We start from the raw sequence: 15710 nt of genomic DNA, 5'->3' as shown, positions 1-15710 counted from the left end.
GGGGTGATCTTCCGTCAGGCGGCCAGCGCCTCGGCCGCGTTCCGCAGCCGGACGGCAGCGGCCTCGACCGCCTCGCGGCGCGCCTTGGTCAGGCCGGCATCCTTTCCGCGCCTGGTCTCCAGCGCCTCCAGCATGCGGCGAACCTCCGAAGGCGCGGTTCCGCCGGGCGTCGTGCGGGCCTGCACGGACCTGACCGGATCGAGGCAATCCCGGACGAACCGGGCATCGATCGGCAGTGCGCGGCCAAGCTCTTCCTCGGCGGAGGCATTGATGATCTCCACCGTCATGCCGCCGGCGTCGAGGCCCGCGTCGATCGCCCGCTGCACCGCGCCGCCGACGACATGATGCGCCTCCCGGAAGGACAGGCCATGCGCGCGCACCAGCCCGTCGGCAAGGTCTGTCGCGGTCGAGAAATTCTCGTAGCAGCGCTTCTTCAGCCGCTCGGCATCGGGGGTCGCGGTCTCGAAGACCAGCCGCAGCAGCGCCATTCCATCGATGAAGAGGTCGAGCGACGGCCAGGCCTCGGCTATGCCTTCGCGGACGGAATCGAGGCCGATCGAATAGTTGCTGCCCTTGACGCTGGAAAGCGCGCCCGTCAGGGCGCCGATGCTGCGGCCGGCGGCGGCCCGGAAATATTCGAGCGCCAGCATGTTCTTCTTCTGCGGCATGATGCTGGAGGTTCCGGCCACGCGGTCGGGAAACGTCAGCGCCGAGAATTCATGCGTGCAGAAGACGTACATGTCCTGCGCCACGCGGCTCAGCACCGTCAGGGTGCTGGTGGCCGACCAGAGGAGCTCGGTGACGAAATCGCGCGAACCGACCGCCTCCAGGCAGGGTTCGACGATGCCGTCGAAGCCGAGAAGACCGGCCGTGCGCGGGCGGTCGACCGGAAAGGTCGTGCCGGCGAAGGCGGCCGCGCCGAGGCTGCTCCGGTTGATGCGATCGTAGACCGCGGCGATCTTGTCGTGCTCCCGCGAGAGGGCCGAGGCCACGTTCGTCAGGAAATAACCGAAGGTCATCGGCTGCGCGGGCTGCAGGTGGGTATAGCCCGGCATGATGGTTTCGGCGTGCTTGAGCGCCGTTGCCGCGCAGGCCGCGCGCGCCTTGTCCAGGCTCTCCATCATCCGCAGGCACAGGTTCCGCGCATGCATGCGGTCGAGCGTCGCGCCGATATCGTTGCGGCTGCGGCCGGTATGGATGAACCCGGTATCCTTCGCGCCCGCGATGGCCGAAAGGCGGTTTTCGAAGGCGAAATAACCGTCCTCGAACTGGGGATCGAGATCGATCGCCCCTGCCCCTTCCGCACGGATGCGGGCTATGGCCGCGGCCAGAGATTTCGCCACGGCCCGGTCCACCAGGCCCTTTTCGGCCAGCATGACCAGATGGGCCTCGTTGAGCTGGCACATCGCCTCCAGCGCGGCATCGTCGAATGTTGCCATGCCCGGGCGGTAGATGGCATTCGCGACTTCCTCGGCGGTCCGCTCCGAAAGACGGGAACTGACGGCATTCTTCATGGCTGTACCCTCTGTATTATCCGAATTGCGCTGCACCGGTTGCGGCAACCGGCGCCGGTGATGGCGCAAAAGCGCCGACAAGGTCCGAAAAGTCGTGGCAGGAACCGGACGAAAGCAGCAGTCCGAACAGGTGCTTCGCCTGTGCCTCGCCCAGGAAGCCCGCCGCGCAGGCGGTGAACTTGGCAAACAGGGCATCGTCGCCGAGCGGATTGCCGGCGCTGCCCGGAACGGCTTCGCAGAATGTCTCGACGCACCTGCCGTCCCTGAGGAAAAGCGCGACGCGGGAAGAAACGGATATGCCGCTCGGCCCCTTCGGCAGGTCCGCGTCGGCGACCGTCTCGACCCGTTCCATCATGTCCCGTATGGCGGGATCGGCGAGCGCTTCATCACTGAATTCCCCGATACCCGCCCGGCCGCGCACGGCGGCGACCGCGAGCGAGAACGGCAGGCTGAACTTCGCCTGGACCGGCGTCTCGGGCCGGTCGTAGATCAGGATGCCGGACACCGCCGGATCGATATGGCAGACGATGCGTTCGATATCGGTGCTGGCAAGCCGATGGGCGGCGGCAAGGTCGAGCACGCAGGAAATGGCGCTGTGGGAGGCGGTGCAGCAGGGATAGGCCTTGATGACCATGCCGCCGGCCGAGAACCCGTAGGGCTTGCCGAAACCGCCGACGATGCTTTCAAGGCGCGACAGGTCGCCTTCCTGAAGCGCGACATAGCCTTTCGGGCCGAACAGGCTGCCCGGCGCCGACTGCAATCCGGCCGCGGCGCATTCGGCTGCGAAAATCCCGCCGGAAACCGCCTGGCCGACCTGCAGCGGCTTGGTATCGCTGCCGAAATTGCTGCGGATGCCGGCCGCGAAGGAGGCCGCCATGCCGAGCGCATGGCGCATCTCTTCGACGTTCAGTCCGAGGAGACGCCCGGCCGCGGCGCAAGCGGCGAAGGTGCCGAGCGTTGCCGTCGCATGCCATCCCCGCCGGTAATGGCCGGGGTTCACGAGGCTGCCGATGCGCATCGCCACCTCGGTGCCGGTGAGATAGGCCTGCAGGACGGAGGCCCCCGCAATACCCTGCCGGCTGTCGCCGATGGCGGCGGCGGCGGTCATCGCCGAAACCGTGACATGGGCCATGGCAAGCTCGGTTTCGTCGTCGTCGAAATCGTGCCAATGCCCCGCAAAGCCGTTGACGAGGCCGGCGTCGCGCAGAGGTACCCGCCGATGCGCCCCCCATATCCTGGCCGACCCGACCGATCCGGCGGCATCCGGACAAAGAGCGGCGAGCGCGCTGACGGACGGTTCTGTGGCGGCGGCGAGCGCCACAGCGACGAGATCGGCGAAATGCCGGGCCGCCCTCGCCATCTCGGCTTCGGAAGCGGCAGGAACCGCCCTGCAGGCCATCCCGGCGAAAAGACGTTCCTGCTCCATGAAATGCTGTTCCATCGGTCCGGCTTTCAGGCGTTGGTCAGGTCGATCGGCTTTGCGGCGATGGCCGCAACGTTCGGCTTGCGGGTCGTGGACGCCTGCCTTGCATAGGGCTTGGCGAAATGGTTCTCGAACATCCGCCCCACCCGAGAAATCAGCCAGCACAGCACGAAGTAGATGACGAGGATGAAACCGTAGACGACGAATGCCGGGCTGCCGCCGCGTGAGATCGTCGTCTGTTCGATCAGCACCTGCGCGGAACGCAGCAGTTCATGGACGCCGACCACGGCGCCGAGCGAGGTCGCCTGAACCAAAGACGTCAGCAGGCTGACATAGGGCGGCAGGATGACCGGCATGGCCTGCGGCAGGATGACGAACAGCAGGCCCTTCCAGGAACGCAGGCCGAAGGCGGCCGCCGTTTCCCGCTGGGCCGCCGGCACCGACATCAGGCCCGCGCGGATGATCTGGGCGCCGTTGGCGCCGCCCCAGAGCGAGATGGAAAGCGACGTCGACCAGAAGGGATCGAGCGACAGCCCGATATTCGGCAGTACGAAATAGGTCAGGAGCACCGCCACCATCAGCGGAATGTCGCGCAGCACTTCCACGACGAGATAGAACGGGCGGCTGATGCCTCTGGATTGCTGCGTCAGTCCGAAGGAAAGAAGGATGGCGACGAAGGTGCCGCCGAACGCGACGACCAGCGAAAGAAGCAGCGTCTGGTAAAGGCCTTCCAGCAGAAAGGTTTTGTATTCGATGAGCAGCATGGCCTATCTCCCGGCGAACGGACGGTTGAGACGGCGTTCGAGCCGATGGCCGAGCCCGGAGAGAATGAACACGCAAAGCAGGTAGATGACGCAGATCGAGGCGAACATCTCGACCGTGCGGAACTCGTAGGCGATGCGGTCGACCGCGACGAAGGTCAGCTCGACAAGGCCGATCGCCTGGAGATAGGCGGAGTTCTTGACCGTCGCGACGATGGTGTTCATCGCCGACGGCAGCGCGGCCCGAAGCGCCAGCGGCAGGACGATGAACCATGCATGCTGCCAGCGCTTGAGGCTGAGGGACGCGGAGGCATCCCGGATACCCTGCCCGACCGCGGCAAGCCCGGCACGAAAGCTCTCGATGTGAAAGGCGCTCGCCCAGATGGTGAGCGCCAGCGCGCCGGACCAGAAGATCGACAGCTTGAGCCCGATGCTCGGCAGGCCGTAGAAGATGAAGAAAATCTGCACCAGATAGGGCGTGCCGCGGATGAACTCGACATAGCCGGTCACCAGCAGTTCCAGGGGCCGGATACCGCTCGTGCGCAGAGCCGCGCCGACCACCCCCAGCAGGAGCGACAGGCAGATCGCCACGCCGCTGACGAGCAGCGTCATGCCCAGTCCGTTCATAAGGTCGGGCAGAGCCTTGTAGATATAAACCCAATCCATGTCTCAAACGCCTGTCGACAATCGGTTGAGGATGTCACCGGCGGCGGCGCCGCCGGTGACGCGGAAGCAGCCTCACTTGATTGCCGGGGGCTGCGTCGTGAAACCCTTCAGCATGGCCTGACGAACCAGATCGTTTTCGATGAACTTCCTCGCGGCGGCGTCGTAGAATTTGTCGGCCTTCAGCTTGGTGAGGGCGGCATTCACGAAGGCCTTCAGTTCCGGCTCGTTCTTGCGCAGGCCGATGCCATTGACGCCGAGATCCAGCCCTTCGTCAATGACGCGAAGGGCGGGATAGTTGCTGGCGAGCGTCCAGATCAGGCCGCCGTCGCCGACGAAGCCGTCACCGCGCGCCTGCTGCAATGCCTGCACGCCGTCCGCCGTCGTGTTGAGCTGCAGCAGCTGCACGTCCGGAATGTTCTCCTTCAGCCATTTCATCTGGGAGCCGCCCTTGACGATGAGGATGGTCTTGCCCGCGAAATCCGAGAGCTTCTGCGCCGGGCTGTCCTTCGGCACGATGACGTTGCTGGTGCCCCAGAAATAGATGTCGGAGAAATCGATGACCTCCTCGCGCGCCGGGAACCTGCCAAGCGTGGCGAGGATGAGATCGATCTTGCCGCCGTTGAGCGACGGTATGCGAGCCTCGCTGGTCACGCAGGTCAGTTCCGCCTTGTCGGGCGAACCGAAGGCATAGGCCGCGATCTGCCTGGCCATTTCGACCTCGATGCCCATCGGCTTGCCGTCGGGGCCGGTCGAGCCGAACGGCGGAGAGTCGCACTTGACGCCGAAGCGCAGCACGCCCGCGCTCTTGATCGCTGCCGGGAGCGGGGGAAGCTCCTGTGCCTGCGCCGGAACCTGAAGGAGAAGGGCAGCAGCGCAGGCCGCCGACGCAAAGACGCGCTGGATAGTCCGATAGAGTGTTTTCATTCGCTTGTTCCCTTTGGCTGGTGTTCGGTTCATGACGCGGACGTTGACCGTCCGACATTCTCGTTGCGCGCGCCGGGCGCGCGAAAAATTCTCCTCAATGCAGGATCTGGCTGAGGAAATTGCGGGTGCGCTCCTCCTTCGGATTGCCGAAGAATTCGCCCGGAGACGCGGATTCGACGATGCGGCCGCGATCCATGAACACGACGCGATCGGCGACCTGCCGGGCAAAGCCCATCTCGTGGGTCACACAGACCATCGTCATGCCGTCGCTGGCAAGTTCGACCATGGTGTCCAGCACTTCCCGGACAAGCTCGGGGTCGAGCGCGGATGTCGGTTCGTCGAACAGCATGATCTCGGGGTTCATGCACAGCGAGCGCGCGATCGCGGCGCGCTGCTGCTGGCCGCCCGAAAGCTGCGAGGGATACTTGCCCGCCTGGTCGGGAATGCGCACGCGCTCCAGATAGCCCATGGCCCGCTCTTCCGCTTCCTTGCGCGGCACGCCTTTGACCCAGCGCGGCGCCAGCACGCAGTTTTCGAGGACGGTCAGATGCGGATAGAGATTGAAGTTCTGGAACACCATGCCGACGTCTTGGCGGACCCGGTCGATGACACGGACATTGTCCGTCAGCAAGGTGCCGTTGACGCGGATCTCGCCCTGCTGATGGACCTCAAGACGGTTGACGCAGCGGATCATCGTCGACTTTCCCGACCCGGAAGGACCGCAGACGACGATCTTCTCGCCGCGCCGGACGCCGAAGTCGATGGAATTGAGCACCTGGAAATGACCGTACCATTTGCTCACCCCGATCATTTCGACACTGAAAGGCGCCTCGCCCGCCGGCGACTGGGCAATCTGAGGTGCGGTCGTCATCATGGTTTTCGGTTCCCTCCTGCGGCCACCCTCGGCGGGCGTCCTGCTTGCGTCTTCACGAAAGACGTCTGACGACTAACAACTATAAAAGCGGAGAGCTGTCAAGCGGCGGCGCCTCAAGAATCTCCGGGCACGATGATGAATCTGCAAATATTCGCGGCCGCCCCGGCCGTTCCCCGGAAGTCCGCATGCCATACATCGGTCTTCCGGCGCCACCGTGGCCTCGCCGGTCAAGGATCTGTTGAATTCAGGCGGTCCGATCACCTCGGGAAGGAGTGCACGAATTCAACGGCGTCGCTTACCGCCTGGCGAAACTGAACGTGAAATACTTGCCGTGGTGATAGTCCTTGGCAAACAGGATCGGCAGGCCCTCGGCCGTGAAGCACGTTTCCGTCACCAGGAGGACAGGCCCGAAATCGGCAAGCTTCCACTGCTTGACCGCGTCGGCGGGCAGAAGCGTCGCCGAGACGCTCGCGGTCGACGCGACGGGGGCCGCGCCCCGCCGGCGCAATATATGCACCAGCGACCCGGACCAGTCGATCGTGTCGATCGCATTGCCCGCCGTTTCCGCCTTGATGACATCGACCGAATAGAGGATGGGCCGCGTGCCTTCGCTGCGAAGCCGCTCGATCCGCAGAACGGGCGTTCCGGCCGCGCATTGCAGGCCGGCCGCGATCTCCTCGTCGGCCGCCATTTCCGTGAGATTGAGGAGCCGCGTCGTCGTGGAGTAACCGAAGCCCTCCACCATGTCCGTGACGCTTTCGAAGGTGGTGATCGGCCGCTCGATATAGAGCGCCGCCCCTGCCATGATGAACCGCCCCCGCCCGTGCTCCGTGCGGATGATGCCGTCCTGCTCCAGGATCTTCAGCGCCTCGCGAAGGGTCGGCCGGGCCACGCCGAATTCCTGCGTCAGCCGCTCCTCGCTCGGCAGCTTGTCGCCGAGTTCGAGCTTCCTCGTCTTGATCAGATCCAGCAAGGCATCCCGCAACTGGGCGACAACCGTGCGTTCCCGCCCCATCATTCTAATCATGACAGCTCCGTGCATCCTGACGACTCCATGGCTAATAGAGCCGGAACAATTCGGCTATCTCCTCCGAGGAGGAGGTTCTTGTCAAAGCCAAAGCAAGCAGCAGCCGCGCCTTCTGCGGATTGAGATCGTCGGCCGGAATGAAGCCGCTGTCGCGGGCGCGCCTGCTTTCGAACGTCCGGCCGCTGCCCCCGCGGGAGGCCTGCACCACGACGAGGCCGTCCTCCTGCACCGCTCTGGCGAGGACGGCTGCGTCGGCATCCCCCGTGTAGCCGGGCGCGAAACCGGCGGAAACCACGCCTCTTGCGCCTGCCCCCACGAAAGCGCGCGCGGCCGCGCCGTCCGACCCGGCGTAACAATAGAGGATATCGACCCGCGGCAGCGCCTCCAGGCCCGCGATGTCGAACCGGTCAGCCGGCGCCCGCCGGCGCACCGTCCTGCGGTAGATCGTGATGGCATCGCCGTCGACGAACCCGAGCGGCCCCTTGTCGGGCGAGCGGAACGTGTCCAGCCGCAGCGTGGAAACCTTGGTGACGTCCCGCGGCGCATGCAGTTCGTCGTTCATCAACACCAGCACGCCCATGTCCCGGCATGCCGGATCGCCCGCCGCGCGCACGGCGTTTGCAAGATTGAGGCCGGCATCGCTGGAAAGCGCGCTCGGCGGCCGCTGCGCGCCCGTGACGACGACCGGCTTCGGCGTCTCGACGGTCAGGGACAGGAAATAGGCCGTCTCCTCCAGCGAGCCCGTGCCATGCAGGACCACGAAGCCGTCGATATCCGGATCGTCCCTTTCCGTCTCGCGTATCAGCCGCAGCAGATCCCGCCATTCCGGATAGTAGATATTGAAACTCGGAACCGCCTTGAACCGGATCGGGAGGATATCCGCCAGTTCGTTCAGCACCGGAAACATCGCCACCACGGCATCGCATTCCAGCGAGCCGTTGGCGCCGTAGTTCAGGATCTCCAGCGGATGGCCGGCGAGCGAACTGATCGTCCCTCCCGTGCCAATGATTGCGATTTTCGGCTTGCGCATGCGGCCTCGTGACAGAGCTGGCGCCATCGATGACGATAGACGTCTGACATCTATAAAGAATATCCGCCGCGACCTCAAGCCGCCAATGCATCCGATGAAGGGCGGAAAGAAATCGCTGGAATTTCAGGGCCACAAGCGGCGGCAGGTAGGGAAAACCCGCCGCGCGGACGGGAGGCGCCGGCATGCCTCGCCATCCGGCTGCCGACCGGAATTCCCGGTCAGGCCGGCTTATGGGCGCAGATTGCAAAGCGGTCCTGCGTCAGGCGGTCGAGGGCACGCAGGAACGGCATCCTGCGCGCCTGCGCCCAGTGAATGTCGAAGAGCTGGCGGTCGACGGTGATATTCTCGAAACCGGCCTGTCGGAGCAGCGCCACGACCGCCTCCGCCGGCATCTGTTCGGAAAAATAGACCCTTGAGCGTATGCTTTGGTGACGCGCCATCATCTCCGGCTTCATGTGGCTTGCGGGCGCCTTGCCGGTCGCTTTCGTCCAGAATTTCTGAAGACCCTTCACCCAGGTCTCCTTGCCCATGTTGCCGTCCAGGATCAGGACCTTGCCGCCCGGCCTCAGGACGGAGAACCATTCACGAAAGGCGGCCGGCGGATCGACCAGCGTCCACACGAGATGCCGGTTCGTGATGACGTCGTAGCTCTCCCTCGGTTCCATCGTGTTTTCCGCATCGCCGGAAATGAAGCGGATGTCGGTGCCGCGCTTCCGGGCCTTGGCGCGCGCCTGCGCCAGCATCGCATCCGACCAGTCGAGGCCGGTCACCCTGAAGCCGACATCGTTCATCAGGTGCGAGACCACCGCCGTGCCGCAGGCGAGATCCAGCGCGGCACGTCCCTGCCCCTCGCCGAGGTGCTTCCTGATCAGCCTTTGCCAGCCCTTGCGCTCGGCTTCCGAAAAAATTTCATGGCCGACGCTCTCGTCGAACGTCGCCGCTCTTTCGGACCAGAAGTCACGGATTTCGTCACGGATAGAATAGTTGGTGTTCATCGAGTTCATTGCTGGCGCCCCGGGCATTCCGTTAGTTTGGAAAAGCTCTAAAACATAAATCTTGATTCACAAAATCATATTTCATATGCCTGCGGACATTATCAGACATCGGGGGAGTTTCCAGATGAATCTCTTGAGAATGCTCGCAGGATCTGCGGTTGCAATGGCAAGCCTTTTGCCGCTTTCGGCTCTGGCGGAGCCCTTCACCGTGAAGGACGTGGCGGGCCGGAACGTGACCTTCGAAAAGCCGGTGGAGCGGGTCATCCTCGGAGAAGGCCGCATGCTCTATGCCGTCGCCCCGATCGAGAAGGACGATCCTTTCTCAAAGATCGTCGGCTGGCGCAACGATCTGTGGACCACCGATAAGGATGGTTTCAACGCCTATGTCGAGAAGTTCCCGAAGGGCAAGGAGCTCCCCTTCCTCGGCAACCTGACGGATGGCACGCTGCAGACCGAAACGGTGGTCAAGCTCGATCCAGACGTACTGCTCCTGCCGATAGGCAACAAGGCCGCCGCCGACGAGGTCAAGCTCGAGACGATGCTCGACGGCATCGGCGTCAAGATCGTCTATATCGACTTCCGGGAGCACATCCTCGCCAATACCGAGCCGAGCCTGAAGATCCTCGGCAAGATCTTCGGCCACGAGGACCGCGCCGAGGCCGTCGCCGCCTACTGGAAGCGGCAGATGGCGCGCGTGACCGACAAGCTCGGCCAGGCCAATCCGAAGAAGCCGAACGTCTTCATGTACCGCGCCGCCGGCCTCGTGGAGTGCTGCGGCACCTTCGGACCCGACAATTTCGGCCTGATGGTGGAATGGGCCGGCGGCCATAACCTCGGCTCGGATTTCCTGCCCGGCTACACGGGCTCGATCAATGCCGAGCAGGTCGTCGCCTCCAATCCCGACATCGTCGTCGTCACCGGCTCCAACTGGAGCCAGACGAAGGACGCCAGGAACTACGTCAATGTCGGCCCGGCAGCCGGGGCCACCCTCGCCGATAGCCGCAAGGTGCTCAACACCCTCGTCGAAGCCCCCGCGTTCACCGGCTCGAAGGCTGTTGCCAGCGGCAATGTCCATGCCATCTGGCACCAGTTCTACACCAGCCCCTATCAGTTCGTTGCCGTGCAGCAGATGGCCAAGTGGTTCCATCCGGACCTCTTCGCCGATCTCGATCCGGATGCCACCTTCAAGGAATTCCACGAGAAATTCCTGCCGGTCGCATACCAGCCCGGCTACTGGGTCGACGCCCAGGCGGGGCAGTAGACCGGGATGGCCGAGCTTGCCGTGACCCAGATCGAAGCCGGGGCCGGGGGAGCACGCTACCGCGCGCTTGCCCGGCGCAAGCTTGCGATCCTTGCCGCCATGACGGCGGCCCTGTGTCTCACCTTCGCCATCGATCTGGCGTGGGGACCGGCCCGGTACGGTCTCGGCGAAGTGGTTTCCGCGCTCCTCGACCCGTCCTCGGTTTCCAGCCAGGTCCGGGCCGTCGTGTGGGACATCCGCATGCCGGTCGCAGTGATGGCGATCGTCGTGGGCGCGGCGCTCTCGGTTGCGGGCGCGCAGATGCAGACGATCCTCGCCAATCCGCTCGCAAGCCCCTTCACGCTCGGCATCTCGGCGGCCGCCAGCTTCGGCGCAGCGCTGGCCATCGTCACCAGCGTGCCGCTTCTTCCGGTCGCCGCCGGCATGCTCGTGCCGGTCAACGCCTTCGTCATGGCGCTGATCGCCACACTCTTCATCCACTTCATTTCCCAGGCCCGCGGCGTCTCGGTGCAGACCGTGGTGCTGCTCGGCATTGCGCTCGTCTTCACCTTCAATGCGCTGCTCGCCTTCGTGCAATATCTGGCGACGGAGCAGGCGCTTTCGGCCGTCGTCTTCTGGACCATGGGAAGCCTCACCAAGGCGACCTGGCCGAAGATCGGCATCACGCTCGCCATCCTGCTGATCTCGCTGCCTCTTTTCGCGCGCAACGCCTGGGCTCTCACCGCCATACGGCTCGGCGAGGACAAGGCCGCTAGCTTCGGGGTGAACGTCCGCCGCATCCGGCTGGAGACCATGCTGGTCATTTCGCTGCTCGCCGCCGTGCCGGTAAGCTTCGTCGGCACGATCGGCTTCGTCGGGCTCGTCGGGCCGCATATCGCGCGGATGATCCTCGGCGAAGACCAGCGCTTCTTCCTGCCGGGATCGATCCTCTCCGGCGCGCTGCTTCTGTCGCTCACGTCGATCGTGTCGAAATCCATCATTCCCGGCGTGGTCTTCCCGATCGGCATCATCACCGCGCTTGTCGGCGTGCCGTTCTTCTTCTCGCTCATCCTCTCGAACAGGGGCCGCTCATGGTAGCGCTTCAGCTGCAGTCGGTCGGCGCCTATCATGGCCGCCGGCTCTTCGTCGAGGACGTCACGACGCCGGTGATGAAATCCGGCGAGGTGGTCGCGGTGATCGGCCCCAACGCGGCTGGCAAATCGACGCTCTTCAAGCGCATCACCGGAATCCTGAAAGGCCCGGGCCAGGTCCTGATCGACGGAGCGAAGACCAGGAACGCCATCAGCTACATGCCGCAGGACACCTCTGCCAACGCCGTCCTCACCGTCTACGAATCCATCCTGCTTGCCCGCAAGCAGGGGCAATCCTGGGCCGTCAGCGACGGCGACCTCACCTTCATCGACCAGATCATGAAGGCGCTGAACATCGATGCGATCGCGTTCCGCGATCTCGGCGCGCTCTCGGGCGGCCAGCGGCAGCTCGTCTCGATCGCCCAGGCGCTGGTGCGCGAGCCGGAAATCATGCTGATGGACGAGCCGACGAGCGCGCTCGACCTTCATCGCCAGGTGGAGGTGCTGGACTTCATGCAGCGGCAGGCGCGCAACAAGGGCATGATCGTGCTGATCGCCATCCACGATCTCAACCAGGCGCTGCGCTTCGCCGACAAGGTTCTGGTCATCCAGAACGGTCGCATGCGCGCCTGCGGCGCGCCCCGCGACGTGGTCACCGTCGAAATGCTGCGCGACGTCTACAAGATCCACGCCCGGATCGAGAAATGCTCCATGGACCACGACCACGTCATCGTCGACGGCACGGCGCACTAGGTGTGTAGTCCTGCGATTTCGATGAAGCCGACGATCGCTGCCAGCGACGTGCCCTTCAGGAAGCTGCATCAGGAAACGAACCGTCGCTGACAGCGACAGCTTGAAAGCCTGCGGCATGATCACTCGATCACCCGCCCGCATGCAGGCCGAGCACCTGCGCAGCCTCACTCTGGCCCCGCGGAATGGCCTGGATCGCGCTCCGCCGGATCTCTCCGAAGAGGGCCGAAGTGTGCGCGGTCAGGACGACGGCGACCGCCACTCCCCAGGCGGGCAGATCGAAACCGAGCAGCGGCGTTCCCTGAAACAACCCGATCCAGCAGATCGCCGGCATCCGGAGCCAGAGAGACAACGAGACCCGCATCAGGGCAACGACCGGGCCGAAGACGATGTCGCCGGTAAATCCGACGACCGTCAGGAACAGCGTCCACAGGAGACTCTGTAAATGAGATGGATTCGCCCCGTGCACCGGGTCTGCCTTGCAGACAGGCGTCAGCAAGGCAGATCCGGTGGATGATGGAATCCGCAGCTGCGGGCCGCTTCCGCGACTGCGACGATATCGGTCGCGTCGCCCTGGACCGGTGCACGTTCCTTGCCTGGGACCGCAAGATCCAGCCGCCCGAGAAAGCTGCCCCCGCCCATGATCAGGACCCGCGTCATGCCCGCACCGCCATATCCTCGGAGGTCAGGGTGAACGCCGCCTGGTAAACGAGGCTGGCGGGCACATTGGATGCGCTGGGCACGCATATCCTCAAGATGGCGGAGCGCTACAGCATCGAACCCGCGGCGGGGCGCGTGGCGAGCACCAGGGCCGCCAGAAGCCCGACCCTGGATCATATCGGCTCATTGCCCGATTGATTGCGCAGGCAATGGGCGCGGCACGCCTTGCCGGACCGGTCTACCAGCTGCCGCCGTGCCTGCGCTTCATGAAGACGCAGAGATAGGCGATGGACTTCGCGATCTCGCCGGACCATTGCCCGCCGTAACGGGTGAACAGTTCCGAGAATTCCTGAAGGTCGGCCCTCGTCTTGGACGGGTCGAGCATGTGTTCCCGATGCCTGACATAGTCCCTCAAGGCCGCCTGCTCTGTCGGCGAGGTCGCGCCGGTATCCACGATGGAAAGGTCGACCAGATCGAAACCGGCCTTCTCGAATACCGCCAGACGCCTCGAGAGGGACATGCGGACGTCATCCGCCCCGGTGGTCGCGCCGTCACTTTCCTGCGGCCTCTCCCGGTCGTGGTGATGGATGAATTCGGCGAGCAGGCCGTCCGGCTTGAGGATACGCCGGGTTTCCGCCAGCAGGGCCATGGGCCTGCGGACGGAGAGCGAGATCGCCGTCATCGTCACCGCATCGAAGTGACCGGAGGCGAACCCCGTCCCTGCGCCGTCGCCGACAACGAAGCGCGCGCCGCTTGCGAGCGCGTTGCCGACGCAGGACGCGACATCGATGAACTCCTCATCGATGTCGAGGCCGGTCACGTCGCTGAAGTAGTTCGCCAGCACCACGGTCGAAAGACCCGTGAAGCAGCCGATGTCGAGCACCCGCGCATCCGGCGCGGCGCCGCAGGTCTGAAGGCTGCGGGCAAGGGCGCCGACGGCGCGCCCGCCTCCGGGCAGCCCGTCGGGATTCCCGACATATGCCCGGAACCGGTGAGGCGTATGGCCGCGCAAGGTCTCGACGGGCTGGCGCGCGATCGGCATGCTGAAGAGATCGAGCGCCGCGATCGCATTCGCGATGTCGCGTTCCGCCGTTCCCTCGGCCGTGGCCGGTTTTCCGATGCCAGCGACCAGGAGATAGGGATGGCGATGAGATGCCAGCGCACCGATCAGCTCCCGTCGCTCCGCCATCGCCTCGACCAGTTCCTGCATCTTCGGCACGGCGTGCAGGATGTCGCGCGCCAGCCGCGCCGCCGCGCTGTCGTCGAAATGGAACTGCGGCAGCCGCCTGATGGCGGTGACCGTCAGGCCGGCGGCATCATAGACCGCAACGATGTCGCGCAGGCCGTCGGGCATCCACCCGAGACCGAACACCTCCCGCTCCTTCTGGCGCAGGGCCGGCGGCACGTCGGCATCGTAGACATAGTGGCAATCGACCAGCAGGCCGCCGGGCTTGAGGCAGCCTGCCACCGTCCGGTAAACGTCTTCCGGACGCTTGAAGAAAGCCGCGCTGCCGCCGCATACGACGACGTCGGCATCGCAGGCCGCGGCCTCTATCGAAGCGCCTTCGGCACAGGCGAACATGGCGCCGGAAGCCTCCAGCCGCGCGGCCTCGCGCGCCACCTCGATCACCGCCGGATCGTGGTCCACACCGATCACCTCGGCCTGAGGAAATGCCCGCGCGAGCTGGCGGGTCACCCAGCCGGTATGGCAGCCGAGATCGATGATCCTGCCGGCGCCCTCGGGAAGGACCGCCAGGATCGCTTCCATCATAGCCTCGCCGCCCGGCAGAACATTCTTCTGCTTCAGGGCCGCCACGACGGAACCGTAATAGTCTTGGGGAGAGAGGGTTTTCATGGGTTGCACACCTCGCAATCGGGACGTTTGGAAACGGAGCGCAGCTCGGCCCGACCTGTCCGCGGATCGAACCACCAACGCTTGCCGCGCAGTGCATTAGGATGCGTGAAGCGCTGGCAGGCGATCTGCGAGATCACCAGGCCGGCAATCGGGGCCTTGTCGGCAGGCAGATCGGAAGCCGGGACCTCGCCGTCGCCGGCCGCGTCGGTCGCAGAACTGCAGAACGGACAGGGATCGTCCGGCCCCGCAACCAATGGCCCCACGACGCTCCGGGCGCCAACCGGTCCGACATACAGATAGGGAGGAGGCTCCGGCAGGGCCGCGTGACAGGCGGCGACGAGCCGCCGGCCGAGCCGCGCGTCGTCGACCGCGAAGATCAGGAAGGGGCGACGCACATGGGCCATGACCAGCCGCACCGCCTCCAGCTCCTCCGCAGCTTCGGGCAAGGTGACGACCGAAGCGGAAAACCGTGACGCCAGATAGCTGGCGAGCCTGTCGGCCTTCGGCTCCCCGATGTCTTCCGCCGCAGCCCAGGAGAGCCGCTTCAGGTTGCCGTCGTCGATGCGGCCGTTGTCCACCAGGAAGAAATGCCGGGCGCCTGCCGCGGCGAGCCGGGCCGCGATGCCGGAACCCAGGCCGCCGCATCCGACGATCACGAAATCCGTCTCCTCCAGGCCAGTCCCGCCGCGCGGCGCGGCGCGGAAATCCGACAGGAAAACAACGTTCCGGTTGGTCGAGGCCGCGGTTCTCGCCGGTTTCCTCAACACCTCCGCGCCTTCCGGAGAGGCGCGGAGGGTTGCTCCGGGGACTGCAGACTCACCCCGGACAACGTCATCGGCGCCGAGGGGAAAGCACCGGACGGATGGATCGCGTGGCAGGCCGGAACGTTTCCGGCCCGCC

At 65.1% G+C, this 15710-nt stretch carries 17 protein-coding genes; 5 read left to right on the top strand and 12 right to left on the bottom strand.

Annotated elements, in window-relative coordinates:
* Positions 1-14: 14 nt before the first annotated feature.
* From argH to ACFFP0_RS05295, 9 genes are all read right to left on the bottom strand, one after another.
* Positions 15-1514, bottom strand: coding sequence for an argininosuccinate lyase (gene argH / locus ACFFP0_RS05335; protein WP_377257364.1), 1500 nt, complete (start codon positions 1512-1514; stop codon positions 15-17).
* Positions 1515-1530: 16 nt separating this feature from the next.
* Positions 1531-2955, bottom strand: a complete 1425-nt coding sequence (locus tag ACFFP0_RS05330; RefSeq protein WP_377257361.1) for an MmgE/PrpD family protein — start codon at positions 2953-2955, stop codon at positions 1531-1533.
* An 11-nt stretch (positions 2956-2966) separates the two neighbouring features.
* Positions 2967-3701: an amino acid ABC transporter permease gene (locus tag ACFFP0_RS05325; RefSeq protein ID WP_377257358.1), complete on the bottom strand. Its 735-nt coding sequence runs from the start codon at positions 3699-3701 to the stop codon at positions 2967-2969.
* Positions 3702-3704: 3 nt separating this feature from the next.
* Positions 3705-4364, bottom strand: a complete 660-nt coding sequence (locus tag ACFFP0_RS05320; RefSeq protein ID WP_377257355.1) for an amino acid ABC transporter permease — start codon at positions 4362-4364, stop codon at positions 3705-3707.
* Positions 4365-4436: 72 nt separating this feature from the next.
* Entirely contained in the window at positions 4437-5288 is an 852-nt protein-coding gene (locus ACFFP0_RS05315) for a transporter substrate-binding domain-containing protein (protein ID WP_377257352.1), read from the bottom strand.
* A 94-nt stretch (positions 5289-5382) separates the two neighbouring features.
* Entirely contained in the window at positions 5383-6162 is a 780-nt protein-coding gene (locus ACFFP0_RS05310) for an amino acid ABC transporter ATP-binding protein (RefSeq protein ID WP_377257349.1), read from the bottom strand.
* Between the two features lie 295 nt (positions 6163-6457).
* The gene (locus tag ACFFP0_RS05305; RefSeq protein ID WP_377257346.1) at positions 6458-7189 is read right to left on the bottom strand and encodes a GntR family transcriptional regulator; all 732 of its coding nucleotides are present in this window, start codon (positions 7187-7189) and stop codon (positions 6458-6460) included.
* Between the two features lie 31 nt (positions 7190-7220).
* Positions 7221-8219 carry an asparaginase gene (locus ACFFP0_RS05300; protein ID WP_377257344.1) on the bottom strand — a complete coding sequence of 333 codons (999 nt, stop codon included), beginning with the start codon at positions 8217-8219 and terminating at the stop codon, positions 7221-7223.
* 218 nt (positions 8220-8437) lie between these two features.
* Entirely contained in the window at positions 8438-9223 is a 786-nt protein-coding gene (locus ACFFP0_RS05295) for a class I SAM-dependent methyltransferase (RefSeq protein ID WP_377257341.1), read from the bottom strand.
* A gap of 115 nt (positions 9224-9338) precedes the next feature.
* Here ACFFP0_RS05295 and ACFFP0_RS05290 point away from each other — a divergent pair, with 115 nt between their 5' ends.
* The 3 genes from ACFFP0_RS05290 to ACFFP0_RS05280 are packed head-to-tail and all read left to right on the top strand — an operon-like array spanning position 9339 to position 12298.
* Entirely contained in the window at positions 9339-10475 is a 1137-nt protein-coding gene (locus tag ACFFP0_RS05290; RefSeq protein WP_377257338.1) for an ABC transporter substrate-binding protein, read from the top strand.
* A gap of 6 nt (positions 10476-10481) precedes the next feature.
* On the top strand, positions 10482-11552 hold the full coding sequence (locus tag ACFFP0_RS05285; protein WP_377257335.1) for a FecCD family ABC transporter permease: 1071 nt from the start codon (positions 10482-10484) through the stop codon (positions 11550-11552).
* Positions 11546-12298, top strand: a complete 753-nt coding sequence (locus tag ACFFP0_RS05280; RefSeq protein WP_377257332.1) for an ABC transporter ATP-binding protein — start codon at positions 11546-11548, stop codon at positions 12296-12298. Before ACFFP0_RS05285 ends, ACFFP0_RS05280 begins: the two co-directional genes overlap by 7 nt.
* Positions 12299-12425: 127 nt before the next feature.
* Here ACFFP0_RS05280 and ACFFP0_RS05275 read toward each other — a convergent pair whose 3' ends face one another.
* A complete protein-coding gene (locus tag ACFFP0_RS05275; RefSeq protein WP_377257329.1) occupies positions 12426-12794 on the bottom strand; it encodes an ABC transporter permease family protein in 369 nt (122 codons plus the stop codon).
* A gap of 14 nt (positions 12795-12808) precedes the next feature.
* Here ACFFP0_RS05275 and ACFFP0_RS05270 point away from each other — a divergent pair, with 14 nt between their 5' ends.
* Positions 12809-13003: a hypothetical protein gene (locus ACFFP0_RS05270; RefSeq protein WP_377257327.1), complete on the top strand. Its 195-nt coding sequence runs from the start codon at positions 12809-12811 to the stop codon at positions 13001-13003.
* An 18-nt stretch (positions 13004-13021) separates the two neighbouring features.
* Positions 13022-13153, top strand: a complete 132-nt coding sequence (locus ACFFP0_RS05265; RefSeq protein WP_377257324.1) for a hypothetical protein — start codon at positions 13022-13024, stop codon at positions 13151-13153.
* A 40-nt stretch (positions 13154-13193) separates the two neighbouring features.
* Here the strand turns inward: ACFFP0_RS05265 and ACFFP0_RS05260 are convergent, their stop codons facing one another.
* Positions 13194-14810 (bottom strand): methyltransferase domain-containing protein, encoded by a 1617-nt coding sequence (locus tag ACFFP0_RS05260; RefSeq protein ID WP_377257321.1) that lies wholly within the window; start codon positions 14808-14810, stop codon positions 13194-13196.
* Positions 14807-15577 (bottom strand): ThiF family adenylyltransferase, encoded by a 771-nt coding sequence (locus ACFFP0_RS05255; protein ID WP_377257318.1) that lies wholly within the window; start codon positions 15575-15577, stop codon positions 14807-14809. Before ACFFP0_RS05255 ends, ACFFP0_RS05260 begins: the two co-directional genes overlap by 4 nt.
* Between the last annotated feature and the right edge of the window lie 133 nt (positions 15578-15710).

The sequence above is a fragment of the Neorhizobium puerariae genome, from assembly GCF_042429745.1.
Taxonomy (GTDB): domain Bacteria; phylum Pseudomonadota; class Alphaproteobacteria; order Rhizobiales; family Rhizobiaceae; genus Neorhizobium; species Neorhizobium puerariae.
Note: the sequence above shows the minus strand (reverse complement) of the source record. Positions and strands in the feature narration are given on the sequence as shown.

What these genes read in the sequence shown, in the direction of transcription:
- argH (WP_377257364.1), bottom strand. Translation starts at nt 1,514, where the DNA reads ATGAAGAATGCCGTCAGTTCCCGTCTTTCGGAGCGGACCGCCGAGGAA.
- ACFFP0_RS05330 (WP_377257361.1), bottom strand. Translation starts at nt 2,955, where the DNA reads ATGGAACAGCATTTCATGGAGCAGGAACGTCTTTTCGCCGGGATGGCC.
- ACFFP0_RS05325 (WP_377257358.1), bottom strand. Translation starts at nt 3,701, where the DNA reads ATGCTGCTCATCGAATACAAAACCTTTCTGCTGGAAGGCCTTTACCAG.
- ACFFP0_RS05320 (WP_377257355.1), bottom strand. Translation starts at nt 4,364, where the DNA reads ATGGATTGGGTTTATATCTACAAGGCTCTGCCCGACCTTATGAACGGA.
- ACFFP0_RS05315 (WP_377257352.1), bottom strand. Translation starts at nt 5,288, where the DNA reads ATGAAAACACTCTATCGGACTATCCAGCGCGTCTTTGCGTCGGCGGCC.
- ACFFP0_RS05310 (WP_377257349.1), bottom strand. Translation starts at nt 6,162, where the DNA reads ATGATGACGACCGCACCTCAGATTGCCCAGTCGCCGGCGGGCGAGGCG.
- ACFFP0_RS05305 (WP_377257346.1), bottom strand. Translation starts at nt 7,189, where the DNA reads ATGATTAGAATGATGGGGCGGGAACGCACGGTTGTCGCCCAGTTGCGG.
- ACFFP0_RS05300 (WP_377257344.1), bottom strand. Translation starts at nt 8,219, where the DNA reads ATGCGCAAGCCGAAAATCGCAATCATTGGCACGGGAGGGACGATCAGT.
- ACFFP0_RS05295 (WP_377257341.1), bottom strand. Translation starts at nt 9,223, where the DNA reads ATGAACTCGATGAACACCAACTATTCTATCCGTGACGAAATCCGTGAC.
- ACFFP0_RS05290 (WP_377257338.1), top strand. Translation starts at nt 9,339, where the DNA reads ATGAATCTCTTGAGAATGCTCGCAGGATCTGCGGTTGCAATGGCAAGC.
- ACFFP0_RS05285 (WP_377257335.1), top strand. Translation starts at nt 10,482, where the DNA reads ATGGCCGAGCTTGCCGTGACCCAGATCGAAGCCGGGGCCGGGGGAGCA.
- ACFFP0_RS05280 (WP_377257332.1), top strand. Translation starts at nt 11,546, where the DNA reads ATGGTAGCGCTTCAGCTGCAGTCGGTCGGCGCCTATCATGGCCGCCGG.
- ACFFP0_RS05270 (WP_377257327.1), top strand. Translation starts at nt 12,809, where the DNA reads ATGATGGAATCCGCAGCTGCGGGCCGCTTCCGCGACTGCGACGATATC.
- ACFFP0_RS05260 (WP_377257321.1), bottom strand. Translation starts at nt 14,810, where the DNA reads ATGAAAACCCTCTCTCCCCAAGACTATTACGGTTCCGTCGTGGCGGCC.